This window comes from Pelovirga sp. C15f (genome assembly GCF_057178085.1).
In genome coordinates this window covers 575,630-594,747 of the sequence record NZ_JBXUCV010000002.1, presented here as the reverse complement: position 1 = coordinate 594,747, position 19,118 = coordinate 575,630, and the positions used below count along the sequence as shown (strand labels likewise).

General features: G+C 52.6%; 14 protein-coding genes and 1 riboswitch. Of the genes, 3 read left to right on the top strand and 11 right to left on the bottom strand.

The genetic code is table 11. The features are described 5' to 3' along the window. Positions 1–65: 65 nt before the first annotated feature. The 5 genes from asnS to AC1931_RS07940 form a co-directional block, all read right to left on the bottom strand. Positions 66–1,454: an asparagine--tRNA ligase gene (gene asnS, locus AC1931_RS07960; RefSeq protein WP_483876717.1), complete on the bottom strand. Its 1,389-nt coding sequence runs from the start codon at positions 1,452–1,454 to the stop codon at positions 66–68. Positions 1,455–1,513: 59 nt separating this feature from the next. Next, positions 1,514–1,930, bottom strand: a complete 417-nt coding sequence (locus tag AC1931_RS07955; protein WP_483876716.1) for a bacteriohemerythrin — start codon at positions 1,928–1,930, stop codon at positions 1,514–1,516. Between the two features lie 15 nt (positions 1,931–1,945). Then, positions 1,946–4,627 (bottom strand): ATP-binding protein, encoded by a 2,682-nt coding sequence (locus tag AC1931_RS07950; RefSeq protein ID WP_483876715.1) that lies wholly within the window; start codon positions 4,625–4,627, stop codon positions 1,946–1,948. 187 nt (positions 4,628–4,814) lie between these two features. Continuing rightward, entirely contained in the window at positions 4,815–6,395 is a 1,581-nt protein-coding gene (locus tag AC1931_RS07945; protein ID WP_483876714.1) for a peptide chain release factor 3, read from the bottom strand. A 40-nt stretch (positions 6,396–6,435) separates the two neighbouring features. Further along, the gene (locus AC1931_RS07940) at positions 6,436–7,350 is read right to left on the bottom strand and encodes a lysophospholipid acyltransferase family protein (protein WP_483876713.1); all 915 of its coding nucleotides are present in this window, start codon (positions 7,348–7,350) and stop codon (positions 6,436–6,438) included. A gap of 204 nt (positions 7,351–7,554) precedes the next feature. Between AC1931_RS07940 and upp the strand changes: the two genes are divergently transcribed. Further along, positions 7,555–8,181 carry a uracil phosphoribosyltransferase gene (upp, locus tag AC1931_RS07935; protein ID WP_483876712.1) on the top strand — a complete coding sequence of 209 codons (627 nt, stop codon included), beginning with the start codon at positions 7,555–7,557 and terminating at the stop codon, positions 8,179–8,181. A gap of 57 nt (positions 8,182–8,238) precedes the next feature. Continuing rightward, positions 8,239–9,558 (top strand): uracil-xanthine permease family protein, encoded by a 1,320-nt coding sequence (locus AC1931_RS07930; protein ID WP_483876711.1) that lies wholly within the window; start codon positions 8,239–8,241, stop codon positions 9,556–9,558. Positions 9,559–9,648: 90 nt separating this feature from the next. Here AC1931_RS07930 and AC1931_RS07925 read toward each other — a convergent pair whose 3' ends face one another. The 6 genes from AC1931_RS07925 to AC1931_RS07900 form a co-directional block, all read right to left on the bottom strand. Next, positions 9,649–10,632 carry a lipid A deacylase LpxR family protein gene (locus AC1931_RS07925; RefSeq protein WP_483876710.1) on the bottom strand — a complete coding sequence of 328 codons (984 nt, stop codon included), beginning with the start codon at positions 10,630–10,632 and terminating at the stop codon, positions 9,649–9,651. Between the two features lie 214 nt (positions 10,633–10,846). Beyond that, positions 10,847–12,175, bottom strand: a complete 1,329-nt coding sequence (locus tag AC1931_RS07920; protein WP_483876709.1) for an anaerobic C4-dicarboxylate transporter — start codon at positions 12,173–12,175, stop codon at positions 10,847–10,849. A gap of 176 nt (positions 12,176–12,351) precedes the next feature. Beyond that, on the bottom strand, positions 12,352–13,050 hold the full coding sequence (locus tag AC1931_RS07915; protein ID WP_483876708.1) for a response regulator: 699 nt from the start codon (positions 13,048–13,050) through the stop codon (positions 12,352–12,354). Further along, positions 13,050–14,666: an ATP-binding protein gene (locus AC1931_RS07910; protein WP_483876707.1), complete on the bottom strand. Its 1,617-nt coding sequence runs from the start codon at positions 14,664–14,666 to the stop codon at positions 13,050–13,052. The genes AC1931_RS07915 and AC1931_RS07910 overlap by 1 nt, the downstream gene beginning before the upstream one ends. Before the next feature lie 34 nt (positions 14,667–14,700). Next, on the bottom strand, positions 14,701–15,318 hold the full coding sequence (locus AC1931_RS07905; RefSeq protein WP_483876706.1) for an HAD family hydrolase: 618 nt from the start codon (positions 15,316–15,318) through the stop codon (positions 14,701–14,703). Then, on the bottom strand, positions 15,315–16,661 hold the full coding sequence (locus tag AC1931_RS07900) for a DUF1015 domain-containing protein (RefSeq protein ID WP_483876705.1): 1,347 nt from the start codon (positions 16,659–16,661) through the stop codon (positions 15,315–15,317). The genes AC1931_RS07905 and AC1931_RS07900 overlap by 4 nt, the downstream gene beginning before the upstream one ends. A gap of 137 nt (positions 16,662–16,798) precedes the next feature. After that, positions 16,799–17,019: riboswitch (cobalamin riboswitch) on the top strand. Positions 17,020–17,148: 129 nt separating this feature from the next. On the opposite strand from AC1931_RS07900, the gene AC1931_RS07895 reads away from it, so the two are divergent. After that, entirely contained in the window at positions 17,149–19,116 is a 1,968-nt protein-coding gene (locus tag AC1931_RS07895; protein ID WP_483876704.1) for a TonB-dependent receptor, read from the top strand. Positions 19,117–19,118: the final 2 nt, after the last annotated feature.

Here is a 19,118-nt window from a genome sequence, read left to right as displayed (position 1 = left end):
AGCCCGGCAAAAAGAAACGCTTTGATTGTTGTTCTCGTCTGTCCGAATCGCAAATCATTAAGGTTTTAAAAACGCGCATGACCCGGTGTCCGTGGGAAGGGGATCACATCACGAATGTTTTCCATGCCGGTCAGATACATGAGCAGGCGCTCAAAACCCAGACCAAATCCGGCATGAACGCATCCTCCCCAGCGCCGGATATCCAGATACCAATCAAGACTCGCCGGATCGATCCCATGCTCGTCTATACGTCGCTGCAGCACATCCAGACGTTCTTCACGTTGACTGCCTCCGATAATTTCACCAACCCGAGGCACCAGCAAATCCATGGCGGCAACGGTTTTGTTATCATCATTCAGGCGCATGTAAAAAGCCTTGATCTGTTGCGGATAGTCAGTGACAAAAACCGGCGCACAAAATACTTCTTCGGTCAGATAGCGCTCATGTTCCGACTGCAAGTCCTGTCCCCAGTCCACCGGAAATTCGAAGATTCTACCTGACTTCTGCAACAACCTGATGGCTTCACTGTAGGTCACCCGGTGAAACTCTGCACCGGCAAGCTGCTCAAGGCGGTCGATCAGCCCCGGCGCGATACGCTCGTTAAAAAAAGCCAAGTCATCACGACAATGCGTCAAAGCATAAGTAACCAGATACCGGAAGAACTCTTCGGCAACCTCACAGTTCCGAGCCAGATCGGCAAAGGCCATCTCCGGTTCGATCATCCAGAATTCACTGGCGTGGCGACTGGTGTTCGAATTCTCCGCCCGGAAGGTCGGACCGAAGGTATAGATATCGGCAAAAGCCATGGCGAACAGCTCACCCTGCAGCTGACCACTGACCGTCAACCCGGCCTTGTCGCCGAAAAAATCCTGCGCCCAGTCAACCCGGTCATTGGTCATCGGGGGATGGGTAGCGCTAAGGGTGGTCACCCGGAACATTTCGCCCGCGCCTTCGCAATCATTGGTAGTAATGATCGGGGTATGGACATATAAAAATCCGCGCTCATGAAAAAACTGATGAACGGCAAACGACAAGGTGCTACGCATTCTGAACACCGCACCAAAGGTATTGGCGCGTGGACGCAGATGAGCGATGCTGCGCAGATATTCAAAACTGTGGCGTTTTTTCTGTAACGGATAACCGGCGTCAACCCCTCCAAGCAACTCCAGCTGACCGGCCTGCAATTCCCACGACTGACCGGCAGCGGGAGAAGCCACCAAATCTCCATTGACCGCGACACAGGCCCCGGTTCCCAGCGCGCTCATTGCCGACGCCTGCAGCAGGGATGCAGGCACGACGATCTGCAGGGATCCCTGGCAGCTGCCATCGTTCAGAGCAATAAATGCAACGTCCTTCCCCCGGCGCACCGATCTGATCCAGCCACAGACACGGAGGTTCTGTCGTGGTGCTGAACTGTTGAGTAATTCCTTAACTGCAAATCGTGATTTCGACATAAGCATTCCAACCCTTTTGATCAGTGCCACCAGCAAGTGATATATTCGACCAGGTACAATTATTCAACGAAGCGGCCGCCGCGCGATTCAATAAAAGGCCCGTATTCTCTATCAACCTTGACGATATGCTCGAGCAGCCAGGTGCGCAAAAAATTCAGTAATTCGCGAGCTGCACTTTCATCCAGTACGGCATGATCTTTTCTGAGTGCTTGCACAGCAACAACAAGATTCCGATGTTCCTGCTGATGGACTGCCAAGCCGGGGAACTGATACTCTTCCATCAACTTTTCTTCATGGGAAAAATGTTCAAGTACATAGGTTTGAAGCATCGCAACGACGTCAGAATAAACTTCACTGCCGCGTTTGTCACGTACCGCTTCAAACAATTCATTGATCTGCCGGACCAGACCCTGATGCTCTTTGTCCAGGGCAACGATACCGGTTTCATACCCCTGTCTCCATTTGATAATGGCCATGACCAACCCTGACTGCTACATGTTATTGAGTGTCGGCAGGTAAACCTCGAAACTGCTGCCGCCTCCGGACTCCGAAGTCACGGACATAAAACCACGATGGTTCTGGGTAATAATGTGATACGCAATGGACAGACCCAGTCCAACCCCCTGGCCTACTTCCTGCCTGCTATAAAAAGGATCAAACACCCGGCGACACACATCAGGTGACATTCCTGTGCCGTTATCCCTGACTTCGAGACATACGTAGCCGCCCTTAGCCTCAAGTCGCAGGGTAATCCGGGGATCACTGGCAACATCCACTAATGCTTGCGCGGCATTTTTCAACAAAATCAGGACTACCTGTTGAATCTGCCCGGCATCACAGACCACCTCCGGTACTGAATGATAGCGACGGACAATATTGATGCGTTGAAATTTCAGGTGGCGGCGCATATCATAGTCGCTAACCGCCAGGTCCAGGGTTCGTTCAACCAGATCGTCCAGGGCATAGCGGGAGAAATCACTTCCCGAAGAGCGACTGAAGGTCTGGATATTTTCAACTATTTTTGCTGCCCGGGCACCAGCTTCGGCAATTGAGACGATCATGGCATCACACTTCTTTTTCTCAAGATACGCAGTAATGGCTGTCATTGAAGTCCCAAGGTCTGCGGCTGTTTCATGATTTTTACTGAACTCCGGTGACAAGCGTCGCTGCAGCACCTGCACCGTCTGTAAAATCACTGCCAGCGGATTATTCAGCTCGTGGGCAAAGCCGGCCGCTAATCCGGCGATGGATTCTATCTTTTCTTTTTGAATCAGTATCTGCTCCAGTCCTACCTGTTCCGTCACATCGTCAATATGAATGACAGCACCACCTTCATCGGCTTTGGGCAGGGGATATATCAGAATATTATAGTAGCGCTTTGCCCCCCCCTGGGCCAGCTCGCGTCCTTCGACCTTTTGCAGGCGAACAGGTTTTTGGCTGGCCAGCGCTGACTGCAATTTGGCCAGGATAGTTTCATATTTAACCAGATGCAGGGCATCCTTCAGGGCGATCCCTTGGGCATGGAAAGACCGCAATCGGCCTTCCTGCTCAGCCCGCCGGTTCCAGAGCATAACCTTTAGGTCAGCGTCAACCGCTATCAGGATGGAAGGCATGGAATCAATGATGCGCTGAAGAAAGTTTTTCAGCTGATTCAAGCTTTCTTCGGTGGTCTTTCGCAGGGAAACATCCTGCATGGTTCCTTCGACAAACAGGGGGTCCTCGTTGTCACTGTAGACCAGATGATTATTGAGGGCCATCCAGAACAACTGGCCATCCTTACGTTTTGCCAACACTTCATAGTCTTTGCTTGTGCCATGTTCATAGAGCTGACGGAGCAAACGTCGGCGATCTTCCGGATTGACGTACAACTGGGTTTCAAGGTCATCATAATAAGCAAGGGCTTGTTCTTCGGAAGTGTGCCCCAGCATGGCTACTGCGGCCGGATTCAAGGCCAGAAAACGACCATCAAGACTGGCGCGAAAGATCCCTTCGGTAGCGTTGGTAAAAATTTCACGGTAGCGGCTCTCTGAATCACGCAGGGAAACAAAGCTCTTTTCAAGGCTACCCAGCATATCATTGAACACTGATTCGATCTGATCCCACTCATCGCTACGCCCTAACTGCATGGGAGTCGAAAGATCTCCCCCCTGAAAAGCCTGCAGGCGTTCCCCAACCAGCCCCATCGGTTTTTGCACGTGACGAATAAACAACCAGCGATGACTGACGAGAACAGCTCCAATCAGGACCAGACAGATGGCCAGCGCACCGGCAAAAACCCGACTCAAGGTGTTGCCGATCTCCTGGCGGGCGGTTCTGACGGCGCTACCGGTCTGCTGATCAAGATCCTGCATCGCAACCGCGATCTGCTCGGCCAGCATGTCCAGCCTCTGCTCCTGTTCGTTCAGCAGGGCAATTTCACGCTGATGTTGATCAAGCAGGTAAGCCATATGATCAATCCGCCCAAGCAACTCACGTCCGAACAGGTTCTCGGGAAAGGCTCTGGTGGCAAACTCCCCGGCAATGGCTCTGAGGGGGGCAAGCTGGGCAAGAATGGCGCGCTGGTCCAGAGGCAAAAAAATCTGCTCGTAAGTTCGATCAAACGACAAAAACTTCTTCAAAACGTGTTGAAAACCAACCCGTAACCGGCGCAATCCAGAGAAGGTTTTCATTATATCAGGATCAGCAGATCCGGCCATGACGCGCTTCATCAGTCCTTCACTGTTAAAAACCAGCAGGTCGTCCAGCCCTTCTTCCTGCCACCGCCATTGTAAAAAGGTATAATTTATCCAAAAAGCACGATTAAGAAAGCTATGGTATTCTTCCTGAAGCTGATACAGCAGATGGCGCTGCTCTTCGTCTTCGACCTGACCGGCCAACTGCTCAATAAATACTTCCAACGCTCGCCCTTCCGTCGCAACCAGGTTCTGATTCCCGTAGAAGGTGGTGCGGAATACTCCCAGGCGCGCTACCAGCAAACCAAAATCAGAGCGATTCTGCGAATTGTCCAGAGCCTGCTCGAAACGATCCCCGATCAGTTGGTCGACGTTGTTCTGCAGGTGCGCTAACAACAGGAGAACAACGACTGTTGTGAGCATGAAAATCAGTAGAGTGAAAATTGAAAGGATTCTAAGACGTGAATTAATCGAGGTGAATTTCTTGTAATCAACCACCATAAGGAACCTGCCGCCTTACCACCCGGAAAGATGAAAACAATACAAGGCCCATCGCCAAGGGGAGAAGTTAAAATTAGCATGCTCAAACATTATTTACAAGACTCGTGGCACAAAACCATCAGCACGCGACACATCATCAGGTCGGCATCTCCCCAACGCAGGTAATGTCAGTGTTTCAGGTAGGGGACTACTTATATTCGCGCGATTTGAGAAACTCGATCCCATCCCACTGCTCGATAGTGTGCTGCAAGCGCCACTCACTGGCAGCCAGATAAGTCAATTCCCCTTCGGCATCGATGGCCAGATTATTCTGGTTTTTCTTCTGGAATTCTTCCAGACGCTTGCGATCCCCGGCACGAATCCAGCGGGCGGTGGTAAAATCGACACCTTCATAGACCGCGTTAACATTGTATTCGGCCTTCAGTCGCTCCATGGTGACGTCAAACTGGAGAACCCCGACGGCGCCCAGAATAAACTCAGCGCCATTGACCGGCTTGAAAACCTGTACCGCTCCCTCCTCTGCCAACTGAATCAACCCCTTTTGCAACTGCTTTGACTTAAGTGGATCTTTAAGGCGCACCCGGCGAAAATGTTCCGGAGCAAAACTGGGTATGCCGGTAAATTTCAGGGGTTCCTTAGCGCTGAAGGTGTCACCGATTTTGATCGTGCCATGATTGTGCAGGCCGATAATGTCACCGGGGAAAGCCTCTTCCACGTGGGCACGATCCTGGGCCATGAAAATGGTCGCATTGGCCAGGGAGATATCCTTGCCGATCCGATGGTGGCGCACTTTCATACCACGGGTAAATTTTCCCGAACAGATGCGCAAAAAGGCGATACGGTCGCGGTGGGCGGGGTCCATATTGGCCTGGATTTTAAAAACAAACCCGGAGAACTGCTCTTCATCCGGCGCCACCATCCGCTCGGTCGCGGCTCTGATCCCCGGCGGCGGGGCCAGCTCAACAAAGGCATCGAGCATCTCCTGCACACCGAAATTATTAATCGCGCTGCCAAAAAAAACCGGTGTCTGGTTTGCACGCAGGTATTCATCAGGGTCAAAGGGATTGGCTGCGCCCTGAAGCAACTCAATATCATCCCGCAGCTCCTGAGCCTGGGTCCCGAGCAATTGATCAAGCTCAGGACTGTGGATATTACCAATACTGATGATGTCGGTCTTGCGGCGGTCTTCTCCGGAGCGAAACAGGTGCAGCTCGTTGCGGTAGAGGTTATAGACGCCTTTAAAGCGTTTGCCCATGCCGATCGGCCAGGACAGCGGGGCACACTCGATCTGCAGCTTTTCTTCAATATCGGCGAGGAGATCAAGGGGAGACTGACCTTCGCGGTCGAGCTTGTTGATGAAGGTCAGCACCGGGGTATTTCGCATGCGGCACACTTCCATCAGTTTTTCGGTCTGGGGTTCAACCCCCTTGGCACTGTCGATAACCATCAGGGCGCTGTCAACCGCAGTCAGAACCCGATAGGTATCCTCGGAAAAATCCTGGTGTCCGGGGGTATCAAGAAGGTTGATCTCAAAATCACGGTAGTCAAACTTCATCACCGAGGAGGAAACGGAAATCCCCCGCTCTTTTTCAATATTCATCCAGTCACTGGTGGCATGACGGTCCGACTTGCGCGCCTTGACGGTGCCGGCCATCTGGATGGCACCACCAAACAGCAACAACTTTTCGGTCAGGGTGGTTTTACCGGCGTCCGGGTGGCTGATAATACCGAAGGTGCGGCGTTTAGCTATTTCCTGCTGCAGGGTCATGGGTGTGCTGTCTCCGTTGAAACAATGGTTTTTTGTCCGGCTACTTCTTGATTCTGGTTTTGCGCCAGCGTTTGTGCATCCAGAACCACTGACCGGGGTCACGGCGGATCGCCTGTTCGATAATGCGCGTCAGATACTGGGTGTTTTCAGTCAGCGCGGCCTCGCCTTCTCCCTCGAGCAATAGCAGCGGTTCGATCCAGAGGTCAAAACGGTCATCAGGGCGGCGCAGGCAAAAGGTCGGGACAATCGGGATCCGGTATTTCATCGCCATATTGGTGATGGCCGTCGTGACGTAAGCTTTGCGACCAAAAAAGTCGACCTGAACTGAACCCGGAGGCGATATGTGCTGATCGAGCAACAAACCAATCGCACGCTCCGACTGTAATGACTTGAGGATCTGCCGCGCACCTTTGCGGCTGTTGATGATATCCGCACCAAAGTGAGTACGAATCCGGTGAAGATAAGCATCCGTCAGGCGATTTTTTAACGGCTTGGCGATGGTATCAAGCGGCACACCCAGGACCGGGAACACATAGTGGCCCGCCTCCCAAAAACCCAGGTGACCGGTCAGCAGAATAACTCCGCGCCCCAGGGCCTGGGCTTCACGCAGATGCTCGACCCCGCTTATCTCGAAACATTCCTCGGGCTTATCGGCAGCGAACAGATCAAGGCGAAGTGAATCAACCGCAGACATCCCCAGCTGTTCAAAGTTTTGTTTCACCAACGCCACGACCTGCTGCGGGGACCAGTCAGGGAATGCCTGACGTACGTTGTCCTGAGCCAGCTGCCGACGCTCCGCCAATAACCAGCGGCTTAAACTCCCGATACCACGGCCAAGGCGCAACGCCGACCGGCGTGGCAATGCACGGATCAGCGGCGCAATACCAAGCAGAGCAGCGTATTCAAGCCGATGTCTGAACAGAACAGGTTTGATGTTCTTTGCAGGTTTTGCCATTTCTATAGCCATTTCGATAAAATGCCGACCGGTGACTATAGCCTATCTTGGCTCGCAGAAGAAAGCCTCTTATCAGCAAAAACGGCGCTGCTGCCAACCCTATCAACCAACCGCCTCGGCAGGCACCTAAATTCTTGACCGATCAGGTCGATCCTTTTATGCTGTGCGGCGACAATCCCCGCCCTCTTTCAAGGAGCAATGAACATGGCAGTCCATGAAGTCAACCATCCTCTGGTTAAACACAAGCTGGGGCTGATGCGCCAACATGACATCAGTACCAAAAACTTTCGTGAGCTGGCTTCTGAAGTGGCGCGATTGCTGACCTACGAAGCAACCAAAGATCTGGAAGTCGAAGATGAAACCATCACCGGCTGGAACGGACCGGTGACAGTACAGCGGATAAAAGGCAAAAAAATCACCGTCGTGCCGATTCTGCGTGCCGGGCTGGGAATGATGAACGGAGTGCTGGATCTGATTCCCAGTGCCCGGGTCAGTGTCGTGGGTCTCTACCGGGATGAAAAAACTTTGCAGCCGGTCACTTATTTTGAAAAATTGACCAGCAGGATGGAGGATCGCACCGCGCTGATTCTTGACCCGATGCTGGCCACCGGAGGATCCCTGGTCGCCTGTGTCGATATGCTCAAGAAAGCAGGCTGCACCAGCATTCGTGGACTGTTTCTGGTAGCGGTTCCGGAAGGGATCGAACGCGTCAGCAGAGCTCATCCCGATGTCGATATTTATATCGCCTCCATCGATGAACGTCTCAATGAAAACGGCTATATTCTTCCCGGTCTCGGTGATGCCGGCGATAAAATTTTCGGCACCAAGTAATGTTTATTCTGAACCTCCGGACAGAAACTAAAAAATCTACCAAAACAGGAGCCCCTGATGAAAAAAACCCACGCCGCCACTGATTACCACTTTCGCCTGCAGGATGGTCTGCTGGGTGCCCAGATGCTCTTTGTCGCTTTCGGCGCCCTGGTCTTGGTTCCCCTGCTGACCGGACTCGATGCCAATGTCGCCCTGTTTACTGCCGGAGTCGGCACGCTGGTTTTTCAGATCATCACTCGTGGCAAAGTCCCGGTATTTCTTGCCTCCAGCTTTGCCTTCATAGCTCCGATTATTTACGGGGTCGGCCAATGGGGAGTTGCCGGGACCATGTGCGGCCTGCTGGCGGCCGGCCTGATGTACGTTATCTTAAGCTTCATCGTCAGGATCTTCGGTAGCGGCATCCTTCATCGGCTGCTGCCCCCGATTGTCACCGGACCGGTAATCATGGTCATCGGTCTGGTGCTGGCACCGGTCGCTATTCATATGGCCTCGGGGCGTACCGGCGACGGCGCCGCCTGGCTGGTACCGGAGACAACCGCTTACATCATTGCCGGCGTAGCCCTGGCAGTCACGGTGCTGGTTTCACTGCTTGGCCGCGGAATGTTTCGACTTATCCCTATTTTGTGTGGAATTATTGCCGGTTACGCCACTTCATTGGCCCTTGATGTAAGCGGTCTGACCGCCACCATGCAGGCATCCTTTGACCCCGGCAATCTATCCAACTGGACTGCGCCGGCGCTGATTTCCATGCAACGGGTGGTTGAGGCACCCTGGTTGGCCATTCCCAACTTCACCATGCCGGTATGGAATCTGGAAGCCATCATCTTTATTGTACCCATCGCTCTGGCTCCGGCGATCGAGCATTTCGGCGATGTCATGGCCATCGGCGGCATCACCGGCAAGGACTATGTCCGCGATCCCGGCGTTCAGAACACCCTGCTCGGAGACGGAATTGCCACCAGTGTTGCGGCAATGCTTGGGGGACCACCAAACACCACCTATTCCGAGGTTTCCGGTGCTGTCGCCCTGACCCGTTGTTTCAACCCCGCGATCATGACCTGGGCTGCCATCGCAGCTATCCTGTTGGCTTTTATCGGCAAACTCGGTGGCCTGCTCAACACCATTCCGGTCCCGGTCATGGGCGGCATCATGGTCCTGTTGTTCGGCGCCATCGCCGTTATCGGCATCAACACCCTGGTTCGTGCCGGCACCGACCTGATGCAGCCGCGCAATCTGGCAGTTGTCGCCGTGATTCTGGTGTTCGGCATCGGCGGCATGACCTTTGACCTGGCGATTGTCAAACTCGGCGGCATCGGTCTGGCGGGAATCGTCGGCGTCGTACTGAATCTGATTCTGCCTTACGGGGTTAAACACTGAGGACGACCGGAATTATTTAGTCAAAAAACCAGGGTTGTGCGAAGATCTTTGCACAACCCTGGTTAACTGTAATCGTTCTACCTTAGAAGCTTAAAACTGTACTGAAACCGCCAGAGAACCAAAATTGTCCTTTTTTTCCTGGGTCTCGAACTCGCGCGTACGCAGCACCTGGGTATAGCTCAACCGGACATTATTCCAGAGCAGCACCCCGCCAAACTGCAGATCACCCACAATCGGCCTTTTGTCAACGCTACGACTATTAAGGAAGCTGTTACCGTCAAGAAAAATATTGCGCGCCACCGCGCGCGCCTCGGCACCGGCAAATAAATACCAGCCGACCCTGGATGTCGGCACGAAACTACTGGTACCGGTCAATCCCGGCTGAATCCTGGGTGGTCCATAATCAAGCGGTAAATTAGCGCCGTAGCGTAAGGTTAGCCCACCATTCACACAGGTCAGCACATTGCCCAATGTCATCCCGATGTGAGGTGTCAAATCAAGCTGCCTGCCCACAAATGGCCGCACGGCCAAGGCGCGCCAACTGCGTTGCCAACTGACCATCAATCCGGGTTCATTTTGCAATTGATGATCCCAGCCCTGCGCTTGCTGTGCCCCTACCAGCTCATGAATCAAACTCTGAGTTTGCTCGGCCAGGGATTCCGGCCCAACGATTCCGATGGTTAAAACCAGATGATCCAGCTGCTGTCCGGACTCAACCCCGAGGCCGATGCTGCCGTAGAGCCAGCCGGCATAAGGTCGTGCATCCTGCGGAGGGGTTTTTTGCGAAATATCGTTGGGAGTAAACATGCTCTGACCAATGGAATAACCGTGCAGTACTTCGCCGGCACGGGGAAACCAGGGAATAGAACGAGCAATCTTAATAGCCCAATTCGGTGTTTGCCTGGAAGCCGGAATCCAACTGACGCGAATCCCGTTGGTATAGTGAACATCACTGTTATTAAAAGCATCATTCTCATAAACAAAACTCACTGTGCTGCGCCGACCTGGTAACCGTTCAGTCGCGCTTTCAGCCGCCGGGGACGTATCCGCCAGGGACGACAGCAGGAGGATCATTACAAAAATAATTATTGCATTAAGTATTCTCAAAATCACACCCAGATACCGGACACGGGGAAAATCACGCCAGAGTCTAACAGGTGATCAGGTTATTGCAATAAGGTTATGGGGAGGGCTTGGTGGTGATCTAGGCAAACAGACTTTTCTAAGATCCCTGCCCCCGGCGTCGCGTTGACACAAGGGGCAGGGAGACCATTCTATGGTTTTTTCCTCAACCAATCACGACCATAGCGATGATATAGCCGACGATACAGGCGGTGGGTACGGCGATCAGGCCGGGCACCATGAAGCTGTGATTGAAATACCACTTGCCGATTTTGGTGGTGCCTGAGCTGTCAAAGTTGACGGTGGCGATATCCGACGGATAGTTGGGGATAAAGAAATACCCGTAGGATGATGGCATGATTGCGATCAGCAGGGCCGGCGGCAGCCCCAGGGACAAGCCGACGGGGAGCATCATCCGGCAGGTCGCGGCCTGGCTGTTGACCACCACCGACACCACAAACATGGCGAAGGCGAAAGTCCAGGGGTGAGCGGTAACGATCTCGGTGATGCCGCTCTGGAAGCTGGGAAGAGCAAACTTGAAGTAGGTGTCGCTCATCCAGGCGATACCAAAGATAGCGATGGCGGCAACCATGCCGGATTTAAATACCACCCCTTCAGGCACCAAAGAGGCTTTGGTTTTGGTGACGATCAGGATCAGACCGCCAAAGGCCAGCATCATCATCTGAATAATAACCGCCATGCCGATCGGCTTATCACCCACGTTGATGGTGCGCAGTTCAGGAATCATGGCGACAACCACGATGGAGGCCAGGGCCAGCAGAAAGATCAACACCGCGTTGCGGGCCGAGGTTGGCAGGGTTTCACCGAGGGTTGTCGCGGTGGTTTCTTCAATCCGTTTTTTCCACAAGGGATCCTGCAAACGGCGCTGATATTCGGGGTCTTTGTCCAGATCCGCACCACGGCGCATACTGTAGAGAGACATGAGCAAGACACCGGCCAGGGTACCCGGTACCGTGACCATCAGAATCGACAGCAGAGACAAATCGGGGACCAGGTCGGTCATCTGTGACAGGTAGTACACAACCGCGGCGGAGATCGGACTGGCGGTAATGCCCATCTGTGAAGCGACCGAAGCAGATGCCATGGGACGTTCCGGACGAATGCCGTTCTTCAGAGCGACATCGCCAATAATCGGCATGATGGTATAGACGGCATGGCCGGTTCCGAGCATCAAGGTCATGGTATAGGTGACCAACGGGCCCAGGATGGTGACCATTTTCGGCCTGGAGCGCAACAGTCGCTCGGCTTTCTGCAGCATGTACTTGAGACCTCCGGCCGCCTCAAGAATGGCGGCACAGGTGACCACCGCAATGATGATCAGCATGACGGTAATAGGCGGGCTGGTCGGCGGCATTTTGAAAACAAAGACCTGAATGCACAGACCGATACCGGACACAACGCCCAGACCAATACCACCGTAGCGGCTACCGATATAGAGCATCAGCAACAGAAAAAGAAACTGGATGTACAGCATGACAGACTCCTTAGGGAAACAGGTGAGCAGTAAGCCGGGAGCAGGAACCCCGGAACCTCGTTGTCACCAGACTAGGAGTCGTTGATCAAACTGTAAATATTGTGGAATTAAAAAGAATTTATTCTTTTGCGGGGATTATGATGATTGTGTTCACGACCAAAGAAGCCAAGGCGCCGTTAGCGACTACGCACATAGCGCCGTTCCGGGCGGCCGACAACACCGTAGATCAGATCGGCCTTTAAATACCCCTCCGTGGTCAGATATTCCAGATAACGACGCGCGGTGGAGCGGCTGGTGCCGATTGTCTTGCCGACATCCTCGGCACTCAAATCAGCGGTCCCTGGCTCGTCGAACACCTGCCGAACCTTGCTCAGGGTTAAAGGATCGATCCCTTTTGGTACCGGCATAGAACCAGCGTCCGCAGTCACCGGAATCTGCGCATGCAGCAATCGGTCAACATCTTTCTGTTCCAGTGAGGCGCCACTGCGGGAGGCCAGGTGAAGGGTACGGAAATTCTGCAGCGATTCCTGAAAACGCGGGAAAAATACCGGTTTAACAATATAGTCGAACACGCCGCCACGCAGGGCGTTCTGCAGGGTGGACATTTCCCGTGCGGCGGTAATCAGAATCACATCACAGGGGTGGTCGCCGGCACGGATATGACGCAACAGGTCCATGCCGTTGCCTTCGGGGAAAAACAGGTCAAGCAACACCAGGTCGGGCTGCAACACCTCAATCATTTCCAGGGCATCATCAATCCGCACAGCCACGCCGACGACCTCGAAATCCTCCAGCTTGCCGACAAAGCGCTGATGCAGATCGGCAATACGCAGGTCATCCTCCACTACCAGAACTCTGATCTTTTCTGCGGTCATCAGTTGGCCCTCCGCTGTTTGGGTATCATCACCGTAAACAACGCCCCACCAAGCTCCCCCTGGCTGTAGATAATTTCCCCCTGCAATCGCATAACCGCGTGCTTGACCAGGGGCAGACCGGTGCCGCGCCCCTTCCCTTCCTTGGTTGTCACACCCAGCTCAAACAGACTCTCCGCGATGACGGGGGAAACACCCACACCGGAATCTTCCACCTCAATCACCAGATCAGGTCCCAGATCGGTCAAATATAATCGCACCAGCATCTCGTTGCCACGTTCACGCACGGCTTCAAAAGCATTGTTAAGCAGATTTCCAAGAATGGTTACCAGTGCATCACGATCCAGGTGGGATGGCAGATCAGCGAAGGAATTCTGCGGATCAAACTCCATCGTGATTTTGAGCTCACAGGCGCGGTTGTATTTACCCAGGATCAATCCGGCAAGCACCGGGTCAGGTACCGTTTCAGCCAGTGTGCGCACCAGTTCCTGGTAGCCGCTGGATTCGTTAATCACCAGATCAAGGGCTTCCTGATAGGCTTCAAGCTGGATCAGTCCGGCGATGGTGTGCATCTTGTTGGAATACTCATGGGTCTGAGCACGCAGCAGTTCCGAATATTCCTGGACGTGGGAGAGTTCCTGGATCAAACGGTCAAGCTCATCCTTGGGGCGGAAGCTGACCACCAGGCCTCCAGCCGCATGCAAGAGAGGAACAATATTGACCAGCATCACCCGGCCGGCCAGGATCATCTCCTGATCAAGCGCCTGCTTTCCGTCTGTAAGTGCTTGCGCCAGCTCCGGGCAGGGACAGATTTCAGCCAGAGGTTTTCCGCTCATGTCGTCCATATCGCTACGCTCAAGGTATTTCAGTGCGGCGGTATTGACAAAGGTCAGATATCCACGTCCATCCACCGCGATAATCCCTTCGCGGACAGCCCCGATTATCGCACTGCGCTCTTTGAACAGGGCTCCGATCTCATGGACTTCAAGACCCATGATCGCCGCCTTCAGACCGCGGGCAATCAGGGTCGCACCGAAAACACCAAACAGCAGCACAACGCCCACATAACCGATAATCTCGTTGCGTTGCGAGCGGATCTGATCGTTTATCTGACTGGTGAGATAACCAACCGCAACAAACCCGATAATCCGGTCATCACCATTGACGACCGGGACAATACCTCGTAGTGACGGGCCGAGGGTGCCGACCGCTGCCGAAACGTATGATCGTCCTTCGTTCAAGGCCGGACCAAGATCGCCACCGACAAAAGCCTTGCCGATTCGATCCGGCTCCGGGTGCGACAGACGAATGCCCTGATGATCACCAACGACGATATATTCCGCCCTGGTCACATCGCGCAGTTTTTCGGCAAAAAACTGAACAGATGCTACATCCGCATTTTTTATGCCCTCTATGATCACAGGATTCATCGCCACCGACTGGGCGATATCCAACGCTTTACGTCCTAGTTGCTCGCGCAGGGTGCGCTCGGAAAAATCGGAAAACAGTGCTCCGATCAGACTGACCAGAATAATCAGCAGAATCGTCACGAGCAGACTGAGCTTGACCTGCAGGCGCCGGGGCAAAAAGCGATCAATTAACTGGAACAGTGCATCCATCTTACTTCCCCGTTACGCTTACCGTAGTTAAAAGTCAGCCGGAAAAACCGATCAAATCATGCAGACGCTTCCTGGTAGCAGACGGATCACTATGAACAAAAGCCTGCCAGCCACAGGCTGCAGCAGCGCTGATATTTTCCGGTTTGTCATCAATAAACAGGGTGCGCTCAGGCTCCAGGGAGAAACGCTGCTGCGCGGATCGGTAGATATCTGCTGCGGGTTTCATAACGCCGACTTCAAAGGAGGCCAGACGATCATGGCAATAGGCGTCAAGATCATAGGTTAATGACAGAAAATCCCAGTGGAGTTTGCCGATATTGGAGAGCAGATAGACCGGATAGCGATTTTTCAACTCCCGGGCCAACTCAAGCATTTCAGGTATCGGAGTAAAAAGACCGTTCCAGGCGTCCGTCAGCTGCTCGCGGCTGAGGGGATCGGTGAGGAGTCGATTCATCCCGGCTAGAAACTCATGACAGCTCAGGTGGCCGTGCTCATAGTCAAGCAAACGAACCTGTATCAGAAACTCTTCCACCCCGGCAACCCGTGCGCCTCGCGAGCGCATCAGAGCAAAGAAGTCATCATAACAATAGTCGATCAGCACCTTGCCCAGATCGAAGACAATGTACTTAACCGGGACCCTGTCAGGACTCATGCCTGGTCTGCCTTAATGCGTCGGCACTCCAGATAAAAGCGCTTTTCGTCAGCCTCTCCCATGGAGAAGGTTTTTCGCGGCAGGGCCCCATCAAGCACAATGGTACGGAACAGGTCGTGTTTGGAAATGGAGGGGAGGATAAAACCGGCGCTGTTCGCCTTGCTGCCCAGGCGGGTCACTTCGTGCGCCCCGTGGATGTAATCGGTTCGCACTTGAGCATTGCGTCTCAGAAAAGCGTCGAGGAATAGCTGCAGGGATGCCACTTCGAGGGTAAATTCAGGATCCAGGAGATCGCAGACATAGAACTTGCCGGCCAGCACCATGACAAAAGCATGCTCAGCCTGAGCTTCATCAATATATGCCCAGGACGCTTTCAAATCTGCGCAAGGGGTCATGATAGCCGGTGTACTACGCTCTGCAAAGAAGTCAGCCATCTGCTGCCTCAGCGCCTCGCTATCGACATCGAAAAGCACGCGATGAATCGCTTCAAACTCCAATCCCGGATCATGGACATTGACCAGTTCGACCAGGGCAAAGCGTGCGGGGTGATCCATCACCTGCTGCGGATCGCCAGCCTCTTCTTTAAGCTTTTCCCAGATCGCCTTGGCCGTGGCGAAAGAATGATTGCCGTCCCCCATGGCGTAGAGCATTACTTCCCCTTCGACATTATAGCGGGTCCGATAGGATTGTGGATCGGCAAGCTTTTCCAGCGCGCCGGCAACCTGGTCAAGCAGTTCCGGTTGATCAACGCGATACCCCTTCAGATGTCCGCCCTGACATAGCAGCTCGACATCATAAACTTTTTCCAGCTTCTCCTCGAACAGCGGCTCGATCACCGTGCACTGTGGATCATCGATCAATACCATGATGTGGGGCAGTTCAATCGGCGCATGTTCACGCACCCGGATCCTTGGTGGCAGGCGCTCAAGAATGGTTCCTTCGGTAGCGCGAATCAGACTCTGGGAACCCGGGCGATAATCATAACGTTCCAGGTCCAGGGCCACCATCAGCCCTTTGCGTGAAGGTACCGCAGAGGTGCGTCGATTGACCAGAATCAATCCGGGCGGCTGTTCTTCCAGCACCCCTTGCTCCAGGTAGGTTTCCATCGTGCGATTGATCGCCTGGATACGCTCTTCTACGTCGGAATCTTCCAGATACACTTCCGGCAAGGTCAACCTTAATGTCGATGGGGCCATGCCGATCCGCTCATCCAGGTGACGCCAGTAGTCACGATCGGAGGTATACTGATCGCAGGCAATAACCGCCCAGCGCTGCATGTCGACCCCTTTTTTCGGCAGGAGAATTTTTGGCACCTGCAAGCCGATATGTTCATAAATCATCATCTGATCCTTTTCTTCCAACTCAATTGATTGATGGGTAGAATAATTTATCATTCTTACATGTTTCAACCACCCTTGAAAACACCAACCTTAAGGATTAATTCTTGACATCCTCCTGCTTCAGTCCCTATAACCGATCCACAATTGAACGTTTCGCCGGTGCCGCAAGGCTTGTTGATCTACCCTGGGTAAGACAACAACGGGAAGTGAGGTGCAAATCCTCCACGGACCCGCCGCTGTAAGCGAGTCAGGTCTTGTACAACCATGCCACTGGTTTTTTCAACCGGGAAGGCCGTACAAGATGCCGGCAAGTCGCCGGGAACTCGCAAGTCAGAAGACCTGCCGTCGAAACATCCACTTTTATCTCCCCGGGTACGGGAGCGTGGGCACGCGCGGCTTTAGAATTCGGAAACCCGCCCCTGTCTTGTCAGGTGGCGGGTTTTTTATTGCACGCCTCACGCCTCCCCATGGGAACACAGGAGGAAACAAGATGTTTAGAAAAATTCTCGTATTGCTGGCTATGCTGTTGCCGGCAGCAGCTGCAGCACAAACGCTGGACACCACTACCCTGGAACCGGTGGTAGTCACGGCGAGCCGGATTGACCGAGAGATATCCAGGACACCTGCACATGTATCGATCATCGATGAAGCAAAGATTGCAACATCAAACGCCCGTAACGTCCCGGATCTATTGCGCAACGAGGCCGGTGTCTTTGTTACGGATACTACCGGCAATGGTCGTAAATATAATATTGATTTGCGTGGCTTTGGCGAAACCAGTGGACAAAACGTCCTGTTACTTATTGATGGACGCAGGATCAACCAGGCAGATTTGAGTGGTATCGACTGGTCTCTTATTTCGCTGGAAAGAATTCAGCGAATTGAAATCGTCAGGGGCAGCAGAGGAAGCGTACTATATGGCGACAATGCAACAGGTGGCGTCATCAATATCATCACCAAGGAAGGCGGAGAATTCAATGTTGGAGGAAAAACATCATACGGCAGCCATGATACATTCAACGCCAGTATCTTCAATTCCGCCGAAACAAGCGCTCTAAGCTATTCCCTTTCAGCCGCCTTTCAAGATACTGATGGATATCGCGACAACTCAAACAGTGAAGCTAAAGATATCGGTGTCGGCCTCAGGTTTTACCCGAGCGATCATGTCACTTTTGACTTGAGCAGTGACTACCATAAAGACAAAACCGGACTTCCCGGAGCCATTTTGCTGAGTGATCTTAATAATGGAGTATCTCGAAGAACCGCTACAAACCCGGATGATTATACCGAGATTGAAGATTATTACCTAAAGGGGGGCAGTGAAATCTTTTTTAACGAACAAGGATCTTTGCGCCTGGATGCGTCCTATCGCCAACGCAACAATGAAGCCTTCGCTTCTTTTTTCGGTGGAAACTACACCGGGAAAACGGCCATGGATACAACTGCCCTCACCCCCCGCCTGGTGCTGAAAAACGAAATTTTCTCCATGGGTAACAGTATCATCATCGGAGTCGATTATTACGACACGAAAGCCAGCGTAGATAACCGGTCAGAATTCTTCGGTTCAGTCGATGTCGCAACCTACCGCTTCAGCAAAAAGAATTATAGTGGTTATATTCAAAATGAGCTCGCGTTTAATAACAATCTAGACGTCTCGGTCGGCTATCGTCATGATCGTGCAAGCTATGACTTCGGCAATGCTTCGACAGAAAAACCGAAATTCACTGAAAACATCTTCAGCACTGGCCTCAATTTTCGCTATCGGGGCTCATCTTATCTTTATCTCAGCTATGCTACAGGATTTCGCTATCCGGCTCTTGATGAACTCTTCAATTACATGACGAATACTGTCACCACTGACTTTGAAGCTCAACGCACAAATAATATTGAAATTGGCTTCAAGGAGTATTTCGGTCAAGGTTTTAGTTTGCAAGGGAACCTTTTTCATCTAGAAACAAAAAATGAGATTTTCTACAATCCAATCACCTTCTCAAATGAAAACTTTGATGACAAGACGCGTCGACAAGGATTCGAAGCCACCATTAGCAAAACATTTTCCCGATTTGAACTGGGCGGTTCTTACACCTACACTGAAACAAAAATTCTTGGGGGGCAGTACAAAGGAAACAGGGTTCCCAACGTGCCGCAACATATGGCAACCGTAAATGCATTAATTCATTTCACAGACAAAGCAAACCTGAATTTGAATGCAAATTACATCGGCAAGCGCCACTATATCAGTGACTTCGAGAACGGGTCAGCAAACCAAGATGATTTCATGGTGTTCAATACCAGAATCCAATACAATTGCTCAGAATTCATCACCCTCTATCTCAACCTTAATAACATTTTAGACGAAAAATACGCGGAAAATGGTGTCCAAAGGTGGGATGGGGAACTGGCGGTCTATCCCTCACCGCGATTCAATGCCTTTGCCGGATTGATAGTCAGCTATTGAAC

Bases quoted from the DNA above. Each gene is read 5' to 3' on its own strand.
- asnS (WP_483876717.1), bottom strand. From the start codon at position 1,454: ATGTCGAAATCACGATTTGCAGTTAAGGAATTACTCAACAGTTCAGCA.
- AC1931_RS07955 (WP_483876716.1), bottom strand. From the start codon at position 1,930: ATGGCCATTATCAAATGGAGACAGGGGTATGAAACCGGTATCGTTGCC.
- AC1931_RS07950 (WP_483876715.1), bottom strand. From the start codon at position 4,627: ATGGTGGTTGATTACAAGAAATTCACCTCGATTAATTCACGTCTTAGA.
- AC1931_RS07945 (WP_483876714.1), bottom strand. From the start codon at position 6,395: ATGACCCTGCAGCAGGAAATAGCTAAACGCCGCACCTTCGGTATTATC.
- AC1931_RS07940 (WP_483876713.1), bottom strand. From the start codon at position 7,350: ATGGCAAAACCTGCAAAGAACATCAAACCTGTTCTGTTCAGACATCGG.
- upp (WP_483876712.1), top strand. From the start codon at position 7,555: ATGGCAGTCCATGAAGTCAACCATCCTCTGGTTAAACACAAGCTGGGG.
- AC1931_RS07930 (WP_483876711.1), top strand. From the start codon at position 8,239: ATGAAAAAAACCCACGCCGCCACTGATTACCACTTTCGCCTGCAGGAT.
- AC1931_RS07925 (WP_483876710.1), bottom strand. From the start codon at position 10,632: ATGATCCTCCTGCTGTCGTCCCTGGCGGATACGTCCCCGGCGGCTGAA.
- AC1931_RS07920 (WP_483876709.1), bottom strand. From the start codon at position 12,175: ATGCTGTACATCCAGTTTCTTTTTCTGTTGCTGATGCTCTATATCGGT.
- AC1931_RS07915 (WP_483876708.1), bottom strand. From the start codon at position 13,050: ATGACCGCAGAAAAGATCAGAGTTCTGGTAGTGGAGGATGACCTGCGT.
- AC1931_RS07910 (WP_483876707.1), bottom strand. From the start codon at position 14,666: ATGGATGCACTGTTCCAGTTAATTGATCGCTTTTTGCCCCGGCGCCTG.
- AC1931_RS07905 (WP_483876706.1), bottom strand. From the start codon at position 15,318: ATGAGTCCTGACAGGGTCCCGGTTAAGTACATTGTCTTCGATCTGGGC.
- AC1931_RS07900 (WP_483876705.1), bottom strand. From the start codon at position 16,661: ATGATGATTTATGAACATATCGGCTTGCAGGTGCCAAAAATTCTCCTG.
- AC1931_RS07895 (WP_483876704.1), top strand. From the start codon at position 17,149: ATGTTTAGAAAAATTCTCGTATTGCTGGCTATGCTGTTGCCGGCAGCA.